Source organism: Vibrio sp. CJQ_6, from assembly GCF_043106745.1.
Lineage (GTDB): Bacteria > Pseudomonadota > Gammaproteobacteria > Enterobacterales > Vibrionaceae > Vibrio > Vibrio furnissii.
Window position 1 is genome coordinate 762,459 of the sequence record NZ_JBICMV010000008.1, and the last position, 12,099, is coordinate 774,557.

A 12,099-nucleotide genomic window follows, 5' to 3' on the forward strand; every position below is an offset into this window, starting at 1 on the left:
TGACCTTGAGAGACAAAGGGTTATGTCATGTCGGTTACCAGAAATTATGCAATGTTGAGATTGTTGTTAATAATTGTTTAAAAGCTGTGATCGATCTCATGGACAATGAATGGTAGTTACCAGTAACATTCGCGATGCAAGTTACCGGTAACATAAAAATATAAACCGGTTTGTTACGTGAAACTCTTAAGGACGATTCAATGAAAACAATGACAAGAACACTGATCGCTGCGGCGGTCACGGGTTTGGTATCCATGTCTGCCATGGCGGCAGATTTCAAACTCAAGATTCAGTCTTCTGATCCCTCTGGTGACCGCAACTTCCAAATTCAGCAAAGCTGGGTGGATCGCGTCGAGAAAATGTCAGGTGGCCGCATCGACATTGACTTGCTGCCTGTTGGCGCGGTGGTGAAACACACTGAAACCCTGAGCGCGATTAAGATGGGGATTCTGGACGGTCATGTCACTGCGACGGAGTTTTTCTCGGGTCAAGATCCTGCATTTGGCCTGTTGGGTAACATGGTTGGTGCATGGTCTGACACCACTCAATTACTTCAATACATGAACTACGGCGGTGGGAACGAACTTTTAACCGAACTTTACAAACCATACGGCGTACATTTTGTTGGCGCTTCAACCACTGGCGTTGAATCTTTGGTATCGAAAAAGCCGCTGGATGGGGTCGCGGATCTGAAAGGTCTGAAACTACGTGCGCCAGAAGGTTTGGTTCAACAAGTCTTTGCTGCTGCGGGAGCTACGCCTGTGAACTTGCCGGGTTCTGAAGTGTTTACGGGGCTAAGCAAAGGGGTGATTGACGCTGCCGACTACACCGTTTTCTCCACCAACCAAAAAGCGGGCATGAACGACGTCGCGGTGCATCCAGTTCAACCAGGGTTCCACTCGCTGCCGCTGATCGATATCTCTATCAGCCAGAAAAAATGGGACAAGATGCCTGCGGATCTGCAGCAGATTCTTGAAACTTCGGTTCGTGATTTCTCGTACGACATCACCACGCAATTGAAGATTGCGGACCAAGCGGCGGTGAAAGAAGCCAGCGCGAATCCGAAAATTACCATTCACAACTGGTCTGATGAAGAGCGCAAGAAATTCCGTGAAATTGCACGCAGCCAGTGGAAAGTGTTTGCTGAACGCTCACCCAATGCGCAAAAAGTGTATGACTCAGTGACCACCTTCCTAGAACAAAACGATCTACTGTAATCACGGTTATTCCTTTCTTTCCGAGAGGGCGCTTTGCCCTCTCATTTTAAACAAGAGTTCGTTATGAGCGAGAATAAGCTTCCTGCTGCGTCTATCCATGACGGGCAGCCGAAAAATGCGCTGGATCGCTGGATTCTGCGTCTGGGCAACGCGCTAAGCTTGCTGTTTCTGTTTACGGTTGCGATTTCCTTTTACGAAGTGGTGATGCGTTATGTGTTCAATGCGCCGACCACTTGGGTTCATGAAACTGCCGCGTTTGTCGGCGGCACACTGTTTGTGTTTGGTGGCGTTTATGCCATGGCGGCCGACAAACACGTGCGTGTGGTGTTGATTTACGATCACGTTTCGCAGCGCACCAAACATTACCTCAACATCGTCCATCACATAGTTGGCCTCGCGTTTGCGGGCATGATGGCTTATGCCTCTTACGTGACGGTGGAAGCCGCTTGGTTTGCCCCTTGGGGGGAGTTTCGTTTGGAAACCTCGGGGTCTGCATTTAACCCGCCTTATCCGGCGCTGCTGAAAGCGGTTATTTTCATCACTTTAGTGATTCTGGTCGTGCAGTTCGTGCTGCATCTGATTCAAGAGATTCAAGCCCTGAGGAATAAACACGATGTTTGATCTGTCTTCGATAGGTATTGAGTGGGGCAGCGTATTGATGCTGGCGATGATGATCGGCCTGCTGCTCACGGGGATGCAACTGGCGTTCGTGACCGGTTTTGTCGCGATTTTCTTCACGCTAGGTTGGTTTGGGGTGGACGCGATTCCTCTGGTGACCAGCCGCATGTACAGCTTTGCGTCGGATTATATCTTCCTCGCGATTCCGATGTTTGTGTTGATGGCGGCAATGCTCGATCACTCGGGTATTGCTCGTGATTTGTTCGATGCGATGAAATCAGTTGGCCGTAGAGTGCGCGGCGGCGTTGCGGTACAAACGCTGTTGGTGGCGGTGCTGCTTGCATCGATGTCGGGCGTGATCGGTGGCGAAACCGTGCTGCTGGGTATTCTGGCGTTGCCACAAATGCTGCGCTTGGGCTATGACCGTAAACTGGCGATTGGTACCACGTGTGCCGGTGGTGCGTTGGGCACCATGCTGCCACCAAGCATTGTCCTCATTATCTACGGTATGACGGCGAGCGTCTCGATTGGCGATCTGTTTAAAGCTGCGTTTATTCCGGCCTTTATTTTGGCGGCGTGTTACATCGCGTATGTTCTGATTCGTTGTTATATGAATCCGGCGCTGGCACCAAGTTTTGAAGACGAGTTGGAAGATGAGACTCAACGACCGAATTACTTCAAAGCCTTGTTCTTCCCTTTACTTTCGGTGGCGGTGGTGCTGGGCAGTATCTATACCGGTGTGGCCTCGGTGACTGAAGCCTCAGCACTGGGCGTGGTGGGGATCATGATCAGCGCCATCATCCGCCGTGAAATGAGCTGGAATATGCTCAAAGAGAGTGCCGTCGCGACCATGCGGACTTGTGGGATGATCATCTGGATTGGCATTGGTGCGAGCGCGCTGGTTGGGGTTTATAACCTGATGGGCGGTATCGATTTCGTTGAAGAAACCATTTTGGCCCTGTCTGGCGGTAGCGCCATGGCCACACTGCTTATCATGATGGTGATTTTGTTGGTGCTGGGGATGTTCCTCGACTGGGTTGGGGTTGCGTTGCTGACCATGCCAATCTTTGTGCCGATTATCAGTAACTTGGGCTTTGACCCGATTTGGTTTGGTGTGGTGTTCTGTTTGAACATGCAGGTGTCTTTCTTGTCACCGCCATTCGGCCCTGCGGCGTTTTACCTCAAGTCTGTGGCACCGAAAGACATCAGCTTGGGCCTGATTTTTACCTCGCTGATTCCATTTATTTTCATGCAGATTTTCGTCCTGGCGCTGGTCATTGCGTTCCCGCAATTGGCGATGTGGTGGCAATAAACCAACCGATAACGAGTGTAGAGTGGCTCCATGATGTGGAGCCTTAGGGAAGATGTGTCCTATGAAACCGAAAAAAATATTAGTGATGGGGGTTTCTGGCTGCGGAAAGAGCTCGATTGGCAGTAAAATTGCCGATGTGCTGGGCCTGAAATTCTTTGATGGGGATGATTACCATCCACAAGATAACGTCGACAAAATGCGTCAAGGTATTCCACTGACCGACGATGACCGCTTGGGTTGGCTGCAAACGCTCAATCGTTTGTTCATCGAACAAGCGGGGGCAGTGATTGCCTGCTCCGCGTTGAAACCGGCGTACCGCGACATCTTGCGCGCCAACAACGACGACTTGGTGATTGTGTATTTGCAGGGCGATTACGAGACCATTTGGTCGCGTTTGCAGCAGCGTTCGGATCATTACTTCCAAGGTGAAGCGATGCTGAAAAGTCAGTTCGACACGCTGGTCGAGCCCGACGCCAATGAAGCCATTTATGTCGATATCTCTCAATCATTGGATGGGGTGTTAACGCAAGCGTTGCAAGCTTTGGAGGCGCAATCATGAGTTGTCAGATTGCGATGATTGGGCTGGGTGTGATGGGCAAAAGCTTGGCACTGAATTTGGTGGATCACGGTTTCTCGGTTGCGGGATATGATCTCAACCAAGCCAACCGACTGCGAACCTTACAAGAAGCCGCCTCGTTGAGTACCATTGCGGGTAAAGGCACGTTTGCCGCCGCTGACGATTTGACTCATCTGCTGCGCTTGCTGAACACGCCGCGCGTGATTGCGTTGTCGGTTCCCGCCGGCGATGTAGTGGATGAGGTGATTGCACAATTGCTCGACGCGGGTTTGTCACCGCAAGATATTGTTATCGATACTGGTAACAGCTTGTGGACCGACTCCGAGCGTCGCGAAAAAGAATACACGGGCCGTTTACGTTTCTTCAGCACTGCCGTCTCTGGGGGAGAACAAGGTGCGCGTCACGGCCCGTCTCTCATGGCCAGTGGGGATCCGGAAGCCTGGACATTCGTGCAACCGCTGTGGCAAGCGATTGCTGCAAAAGTGGATGCGTCGGGTCAGCCGATTGATTCCCATCAACAAGGTGAATCGTGCGCGGCGTATCTTGGCCCTGCGGGTGCGGGTCATTACGTGAAAATGGTGCACAACGGCATTGAATATGCGGATATGCAGCTGATTTGCGAAGCCTATCAATACTTGCGTGATGTGATGACGCTCTCCGCGCCCGAGATTGGTCAGGTGTTCGAACGTTGGAACCAAGGCGTGCTCAATAGCTATTTGATGGAAATCAGTGCCGATATTTTGCAGCAGCACGACCCTGAAACTGGTGCGGCGTTGGTGGAGATGATCCTCGATACCGCGGAACAAAAAGGAACCGGATTGTGGACGGCGGTCAACAGCCTGCAAAGTGGCAGTCCGGCCCCGAGTTTGGCGCAGGCGGTATTTGCGCGCTCACTCAGCGCAAACAAGGCGCGTCGCATGACGGCCAGTAAACAGTTGCCCGCGCAGACGTTGATTGCAGAGCCGTGCTTGGATTCGACATTGCGCGATTTGGAATCGGCTTTGTATTGCGCCAAGTTGGTGGTGTATGCGCAGGGCTTTGACCTGATGAAAACCACGTCGGATTCCGAAGGTTGGCAACTGAATTTCACTGACATCGCTCGCATTTGGCGTTCAGGCTGCATTATTCGTGCGGGCTTCTTACACCAAATTGCGCAGGCGTATCAGCATCAGCCGTTGTTGGATCACCTGCTGCTCGCGCCTGAATTTGTGTCGGAACTCTCGAAGCGACTGTTAGGTTGGCGGCACATTGCTGCACAATCGATGCAAAGTGGTGTGCCGATGCCATGCTTGACGTCGGCGCTGAGTTACTACGATGCGCTACGTTGCGAGGTGTTGCCTGCCAATCTGCTCCAAGCACAGCGTGATTATTTCGGCGCGCATACCTACGCACGAGTGGATCATCCAGCGGATAAGAAATTCCATGTATTATGGGAAAAATCACAGCGTCAGCAGGTTGCGCGTTAAGTCGTCAAGAGGTGACGAAGCGACAATGTGACAGGAAGGCCGTGACGGAAGATCGCGATAAAAAGTAAAAAACAAAAAGCGCCGAAGGGCGCTTTTTTACGTTCAATCTTGCAATTGTTGAAGCAATAAATCGAGTCGTGGCAGGCGGATCAGAATGTCACTTTAAAGGTTGCTCCCACAAACTGGGTGTCGTACGTGGCGCCGGAGTCGAGCGCAAATTTAGCCGCGTCTTGATTGCCAAACCACGGGTGACTTTCAAATTGAAATTCGGCAGAACCGCCCCAAGCATTGCTCACCCAGCCATGAATGTGGCCCACGGGGTTTAAGAAAAACAGCGTGAAGCTCCCCATGCGTTCAGAACCCCAAACTTCACCCCCGTTATCGACAATGTTCTGCTCGGCTTCAAACATCATTTCGCCCACCACCGCACCGAAAAATGGTGTAATAAACAGATCTTGCCAAGAGGGGACTTCGGCAAAGGCTTCTACGCCGTATTCCCAAAACAGGCCAGACATCGCGGCGGAGTAAAGGAAAGATTCAAACTCGTTAAACCCAGCATGACGTGCCGCCGTGTAGTAAACACCGCCAAAATATGGGTGCATGACGTAGTTGAGGTAATGTTCGTCGCGATCCCACGTTGGGCCGGAAGAGACGTTGTCTTTCCATTTCTTACCCAGACCACTGAGGTTGCGGTCTTCTTCATCCCATTGCGTTACCGACTCGGGCAATAAGGTCATCAAGCCCACTGTCGCAATACTTAAACCCAAAATGGTGTACGTTTGATCTTTCAGGTAATCCCAGTCTTTGGTGTCAGAAATGGTCAAGTAACGCGGTAAGGCGGGTTCATCCAAATGAAGTTCTGGCTCGCCAGCAAGATTCACCGCAAGGGGAGAACGCGCACGGTATGCCAACGGAGAGGCATCACTGCAATTGATGCTCTGACAGTTTGCTGAGTAAGAGAGTTCGATGTGAGGGCTTATCCCGTATGGCGCAGCACTGGCGCAAGCGGGGAGCGATAACATCAGCGCAGTGATGCTTTTAATTGACACAGTAGCTCCAAGACGTTGTTTTATAATGATCAGAATCACAATTATCTAGTAAAGTCCTAAGGATGAAAATAAGCAAATCGCTTATTGACATAAAACTGATGGAGATAGCAGGCCAATCAACGATATAGTGGCTTGATAATAGCCTCAAAGAAGGCCCGGAGATAAGGTCATAGTTATGCTGAAAATCGCAATGCTCAGTACTGGTGAGGAAGTACTACACGGTGATATTACCGATACCAACGCCGCTTGGTTAGCGCGAGAATTTTTCGAACATGGATTCTCGTTGACGAAACGCTCTACCGTGGGTGATGAACAATCAGCGCTGGTTGAAGAGCTGATGATGTTAAGTTTTAACAGCGATGTGGTGGTCGTCAATGGCGGTTTGGGGCCAACAACGGACGATTTGAGTGCTGCAGCGGCGGCTCAGGCAGCCGAGCAGCCATTGGTGCTGTTTCCCGAATGGCTGAAAGTGCTGGAGGCATTCTTTGCTCAGCGCAAGATGAAGATGCCAGAAAGCAACATCAAACAAGCGATGTTGCCCGAACAGGCGACGATTTTGGATAACCCGATCGGCACCGCGTGCGGTTTCAAAATGCAGATCAATGAGTGTTGGTTCTATTTCACGCCGGGCGTACCCAAAGAGTTCAAACGCATGGTCACGGAACAGATTCTGCCCGATTTGCATGCGCTGTTTCCCAATCAGGCTGGATTAGAATGTAGCCGCATATACACGTTTGGGACCTCTGAATCGGGTATTTCGGACAAGTTGGATAAGTTGCAGTTGCCGAAAGGGTATGTGTTGGGCTATCGCTCATATCTGCCATTCATTGAAGTGAAGTTGTTTGGCCCGCGCAAGGATTTAGAGACACGGGTGAAACTGCTGCAACTGATTTATTCTCACCTTGAGCAACATGTGGTCAGCGTTGATGAGCCAATGTTGGCGCATATTGGACACTTGATGGCCGAGAAAGGGTTGTCGCTGTCGATTGCCGAGCAAGCGACCAAAGGTTGGCTGTCCAATTGGTTGTTGAGTAATGAACAGATTGAACGCCTGAGTGGGCACAGCTGGATTTTGAGCCATCGCACCGATGCGGGGCTGGGAGAGAAAGATCCTCTCGCGGCCGTGTTTGCGTTAGCGGGGGCGACCAAAGATAAATGCAGTACTGATTTGGCGATTGTCACCGGCGCGTTGAGTGATGAGACCTTCAGCGTGGCGTTATCTGCGCCTCAAGGCGAGTGGGGGCAACTACTCAAATTTAACCGTGCGTATAGCGCGCAAGAGCAAAAAGAGCTAATTGGTACCGTGGCTGCGGATATGCTACGTCGTTACCTTGCTGGGAAACCGGTGCTGGCCAAATACGGCTCGGTCTCTACGGTGAAAGAGCTCTATTTGCCCGCCAATGTATTGAACGGTTAATCGGCGTTGTTATCGCTGAATTGCATATAAATAAAAACTGCATACGGTAAAAGGTAATAAGCAAATGATTTCGTTGCTTATTACCAAACCTCTTTTCTGCCTTCTTTTCTATTCGTAAATTGTCTAAATGATAAGCGCCTGATTTCTGAAGTGGTCCCGATTTTGTCTTAAAAATGAGCCGACTTTAGGACTTTTTTATTTGTACACTGAAATCTCGTTTGAACCATTACGTCGGCAGGAGGCTGGTATGTTCCATCAATCAAGAATTTTGGTTTGGTATGAGGTGGCAAGTCAAAAAGTGGTTTTGGGAGAAGCACTTGGCAGCGTTCATCGTGACGTGGTGTCGTTGTGGCTGCATGCCCCTGTAGACAATAACAACATCAGTTATCCGGGATACCGCTTGGCGTTGTATGATGATGATGGCCGCGAGATCGCCAATAAGTCCGTCTCCATGGGGACGGCAGACCAAATCTTATTTGGCGGCGTCGCCGAATGAATTAACTGTGTTGACCCTGCGTGCAAAACAGAAAAGCCAGAGCAATGCTCTGGCTTTTGACGTCATGGCTGATCAAGCGCGTTTGGCTTTCACCCGGTAGTTGACGTTCGTCAGCTCCAGTGCTGTTTTCGCTTTACAGATACACGGTAATATTTCATCACGTTGTGTAAATGCCATGGCAAAACCAACATATTCGACTTCGCCAGAGGCGAGGGTACAACGGCACGCGCCACAATGGCCATCTCGGCAGTTGTACTCAGGTTCTAATCCGGCCTGCTCCATGGTTTCCAGCAGCGTATTGGACGGGTTCGACTCAATGTTGACGACTTTGTTGATTTTGATCGTTGCCATTACAGTTCGAAACCTTCGAAGTCGTTTGCACGAACTTCGTTGTCGATTTGGCCGACAAGGTATGAACTGATTTCCGCTTCTTGTGGCGCAACCTGTACGTTGTCTGACGACAACCAAGCGTTGATCCATGGAATCGGGTTCGTCGTTGCGCTTGGGTACGCAGCATCAAGACCGACCGCTTGCATGCGGATATTGGTGATGTATTCCACGTACTGGCACAGAATGTCTTTGTTCAGGCCGATCATTGAGCCATCCTTGAACAGGTATTCTGCCCATTCTTTTTCCTGCTCAGCAGCTTGCTTAAACAGGTCAAAACACTCTTGTTTGCACTCTTCAGCGATTTGCAGGAACTCAAAATCATCCATGCCGTTGCGCAGCAGGTTGATCATGTGCTGGGTACCGGTCAGGTGCAGCGCTTCATCACGTGCAATCAGTTTGATGATTTTCGCGTTACCTTCCATCAGCTCACGTTCTGCGAACGCAAATGAACACGCAAAGCTCACGTAGAAACGGATCGCTTCCAGTGCGTTCACGGACATCAAGCATAGGTACAGTTTCTTTTTCAGGCCTTTCAGGCTGAAATGAACAGTTTCACCATTCAGTTCGTGTGTGCCTTCACCGAAGCGATGGTAATCGTTCGTCATCTGAATCAGGTCATCATAGAAGTGAGCGATATCTTTCGCGCGCTTAATGATGTGTTCGTTTTCAACGATGTCGTCAAACACGATCGCTGGGTCATTCACGATGTTACGAATGATGTGTGTGTACGAACGTGAGTGAATCGTTTCAGAGAACGACCATGTTTCAATCCACGTTTCGACTTCTGGCAGAGACACCAATGGCAGCAGCGCCACGTTCGGGCTACGGCCTTGGATTGAATCCAGTAGCGTTTGGTATTTTAGGTTTGAGATGAAAATGTGTTTTTCATGCTCGGGTAGTTTCGCGTAATCGATGCGGTCGCTGGACACGTCCACTTCTTCCGGACGCCAGAAGAACGACAGCTGTTTTTCGATCAGCTTTTCGAAAATTTCGTATTTTTGTTGGTCATAACGTGCCACGTTGACGGGCTGACCAAGAAACATCGGTTCTTTAAGTTGGTTATTCTTTTTCTGAGTAAAAGTACTGTAAGCCATTGTGCCTTCATCCGTTTGGCCCTTCGCCTTAGCGAAGGGCATGCAAATCATTAAGGGAAAGTTCGAATCTGATTAGATCTTACAAGCGCCGCCTGCACAATCGTCATCGGCAGGTTGCACCGCATCTTTCTGATCGTCTTTCGCACCATCACGAGTGTTATGGTAGTACAGTGTTTTCACACCAAACTTGTACGCGGTCAGCAAGTCTTGAAGCAGTTTCTTCATTGGGACTTTGCCTGAATCGTATTGGCTTGGGTCATAGTTGGTATTGGCGGAAATAGCCTGATCGACAAATTTCTGCATGATACCCACTAAGTGTAGATAACCATCGTTAGACCCGATGTTCCACAGCAGTTCGTAGTTCTCTTTCAGACGAGTGAACTCAGGCACAACCTGCTTCAAAATACCGTCTTTAGACGCTTTGACTGATACGTAGCCGCGAGGTGGCTCAATACCGTTGGTCGCGTTAGAGATCTGAGAAGATGTCTCAGAAGGCATCAGCGCGGTCAGTGTTGAGTTACGCAAACCATGTTCCATGATCTCTTCGCGCAGTGCATTCCAATCGTAATGCAGTGGTTCGTCGCATAATAGGTCAAGGTCTTTCTTATACGTATCAATTGGCAGAAGGCCTTTCGCGTAGTTGGTTTCATCAAACGCAGGGCACTTGCCTTGTTCTTTCGCCAGATTCACAGACGCTTTCAACAGGTAGTACTGCATCGCTTCAAATGTGCGGTGCGTCAGGCCGTTTGCGCTGCCATCTGAGTATTTCACGCCATGACGAGCGAGGTAGTATGCGTAGTTGATGACGCCCACACCCAGAGTACGACGGTTCATGGTTGATTTACGTGCTGCTGGTAGCGGGTAATCTTGGTAATCCAATAGCGCATCCAGAGCGCGAACAACCAGCTCGGCCAGCTCTTCGAAATCATCCAGTTTTTCGATGGCACCCAAGTTGAATGCAGACAGCGTACACAGCGCGATTTCGCCGCTGTCGTCTTCGACGTTCACCAGCGGTTTGGTTGGCAGTGCGATTTCCAGACACAGGTTCGACTGACGGACTGGCGCAACACTCGCATCAAACGGGCTGTGCGTATTACAGTGGTCAACGTTCTGAATGTAGATACGACCCGTCGACGCGCGTTCTTGCATCAGCAGGGAGAAGATCTCGACTGCTTTCACTGTGCGTTTCTTGATTGATGGATCGTTTTCGTATTTCACGTACAGACGTTCAAATTCGTCTTGGTCTTGGAAGAACGCGTCGTACAGTCCCGGAACATCTGAAGGCGAGAACAGTGTGATGTTGCCACCTTCAACCAAGCGTTTGTACATCAGCTTGTTCAGCTGAACACCGTAGTCCATGTGGCGAACACGGTTTTCTTCAACGCCGCGGTTGTTTTTCAGCACCAATAGCGATTCGGCTTCGCCGTGCCACAATGGGTAGAATACCGTGGCTGCACCGCCACGAACGCCGCCTTGTGAGCAACATTTAACGGCAGTCTGGAAGTACTTGTAGAATGGGATACAACCGGTGTGGAATGCTTCGCCACCACGGATTTCTGAACCCAGCGCACGAATACGACCCGCGTTAATACCGATACCCGCACGTTGTGACACGTAACGGACGATCGAGCTAGCGGTCGCGTTGATAGAATCTAGGCTGTCACCACATTCAATCAGTACACAAGAGCTGAACTGACGAGTCGGCGTACGCACGCCAGACATGATTGGCGTTGGCAGCGAGATCTTGAATGTGGACGTCGCATCGTAGAAACGCTTCACGTAATCTAGACGTGTCGCTTTCGGGTATTTTGCAAACAGGCACGCCGCAACCAGAATGTACAGGAACTGTGCACTCTCGTAGATTTGACCGGTGACACGGTTTTGTACGAAGTATTTACCTTCCAGCTGTTTCACAGCGGCGTAGGAGAAGTCCAGATCGCGGCGGTGGTCGATAAAGCCATTCAGCAGTTCAAACTCTTCGCGAGTGTAATCTTCTAGCAGGTGTTTGTCGTACTTGCCTTTTTCCACCATCGCTGACACATGGTCGAGCAGCGTTGGCGGTTCATATTGACCATAAGCCTTTTTGCGCAGGTGGAACACCGCAAGGCGCGCAGCCAGGTATTGGTAATCAGGGGTCTCTTCGGAGATCAGATCCGCGGCAGACTTGATAATGGTTTCGTGAATATCTGACGTGGTAATGCCATCGTAGAACTGGATGTGAGCGCGAAGTTCTACTTGCGATACAGAGACGTTATCGAGGCCTTCTGCAGCCCATGTGATTACGCGGTGTATCTTGTCTAAATCGATGTTTTCTTTGCGGCCATCACGCTTGGTGACAGTAAGTTGTTGGTTCATTCTGCTTTATTTCCCTAACAAAACTGATAAAAGCCGTGTTTTAGTGTAATTCTTGTAAAGTGAATCCCGGCTTTGTGATCAAGCTCGCCCTACATATAGTGTCATAAA

Annotated in this window: 11 protein-coding genes; 7 read left to right on the forward strand and 4 right to left on the reverse strand. The window is 50.1% G+C overall.

All coding sequences use genetic code 11. The features are described from left to right. Positions 1–200: 200 nt before the first annotated feature. The 5 genes from ACF8PK_RS05670 (at position 201) to gndA (ending at position 5,190) form a co-directional block, all read left to right on the forward strand. Positions 201–1,217 carry a TRAP transporter substrate-binding protein gene (locus tag ACF8PK_RS05670; RefSeq protein ID WP_004725636.1) on the forward strand — a complete coding sequence of 339 codons (1,017 nt, stop codon included), beginning with the start codon at positions 201–203 and terminating at the stop codon, positions 1,215–1,217. A gap of 63 nt (positions 1,218–1,280) precedes the next feature. After that, a complete protein-coding gene (locus ACF8PK_RS05675) occupies positions 1,281–1,838 on the forward strand; it encodes a TRAP transporter small permease subunit (RefSeq protein ID WP_004725638.1) in 558 nt (185 codons plus the stop codon). Next, entirely contained in the window at positions 1,831–3,147 is a 1,317-nt protein-coding gene (locus ACF8PK_RS05680) for a TRAP transporter large permease subunit (RefSeq protein WP_014204981.1), read from the forward strand. The genes ACF8PK_RS05675 and ACF8PK_RS05680 overlap by 8 nt, the downstream gene beginning before the upstream one ends. 61 nt (positions 3,148–3,208) lie before the next feature. Then, positions 3,209–3,706, forward strand: coding sequence for a gluconokinase (locus ACF8PK_RS05685; RefSeq protein ID WP_392440464.1), 498 nt, complete (start codon positions 3,209–3,211; stop codon positions 3,704–3,706). Next, complete coding sequence (gene gndA / locus ACF8PK_RS05690) at positions 3,703–5,190, forward strand: NADP-dependent phosphogluconate dehydrogenase (RefSeq protein WP_283512976.1); 1,488 nt, start codon at positions 3,703–3,705, stop codon at positions 5,188–5,190. The genes ACF8PK_RS05685 and gndA overlap by 4 nt, the downstream gene beginning before the upstream one ends. A gap of 149 nt (positions 5,191–5,339) precedes the next feature. Here the strand turns inward: gndA and ACF8PK_RS05695 are convergent, their stop codons facing one another. Next, positions 5,340–6,278 carry a DUF3943 domain-containing protein gene (locus ACF8PK_RS05695; protein WP_370447161.1) on the reverse strand — a complete coding sequence of 313 codons (939 nt, stop codon included), beginning with the start codon at positions 6,276–6,278 and terminating at the stop codon, positions 5,340–5,342. Between the two features lie 136 nt (positions 6,279–6,414). Between ACF8PK_RS05695 and ACF8PK_RS05700 the strand changes: the two genes are divergently transcribed. Together ACF8PK_RS05700 and ACF8PK_RS05705 are read left to right on the forward strand one after the other, a co-directional pair. Beyond that, the gene (locus ACF8PK_RS05700) at positions 6,415–7,656 is read left to right on the forward strand and encodes a CinA family nicotinamide mononucleotide deamidase-related protein (protein WP_014204985.1); all 1,242 of its coding nucleotides are present in this window, start codon (positions 6,415–6,417) and stop codon (positions 7,654–7,656) included. 247 nt (positions 7,657–7,903) lie between these two features. Further along, the gene (locus tag ACF8PK_RS05705) at positions 7,904–8,152 is read left to right on the forward strand and encodes a hypothetical protein (protein ID WP_004725650.1); all 249 of its coding nucleotides are present in this window, start codon (positions 7,904–7,906) and stop codon (positions 8,150–8,152) included. 72 nt (positions 8,153–8,224) lie between these two features. Here ACF8PK_RS05705 and yfaE read toward each other — a convergent pair whose 3' ends face one another. The 3 genes from yfaE to nrdA all read right to left on the reverse strand — a co-directional run bounded on the left by yfaE (position 8,225) and on the right by nrdA (position 11,991). Next, positions 8,225–8,503 carry a class I ribonucleotide reductase maintenance protein YfaE gene (yfaE, locus tag ACF8PK_RS05710; RefSeq protein ID WP_004725654.1) on the reverse strand — a complete coding sequence of 93 codons (279 nt, stop codon included), beginning with the start codon at positions 8,501–8,503 and terminating at the stop codon, positions 8,225–8,227. Next, positions 8,503–9,636, reverse strand: a complete 1,134-nt coding sequence (gene nrdB / locus ACF8PK_RS05715) for a class Ia ribonucleoside-diphosphate reductase subunit beta (RefSeq protein WP_392440468.1) — start codon at positions 9,634–9,636, stop codon at positions 8,503–8,505. Before nrdB ends, yfaE begins: the two co-directional genes overlap by 1 nt. 72 nt (positions 9,637–9,708) lie before the next feature. After that, positions 9,709–11,991, reverse strand: a complete 2,283-nt coding sequence (nrdA, locus tag ACF8PK_RS05720; protein ID WP_004725657.1) for a class 1a ribonucleoside-diphosphate reductase subunit alpha — start codon at positions 11,989–11,991, stop codon at positions 9,709–9,711. Positions 11,992–12,099 lie beyond the last annotated feature (108 nt).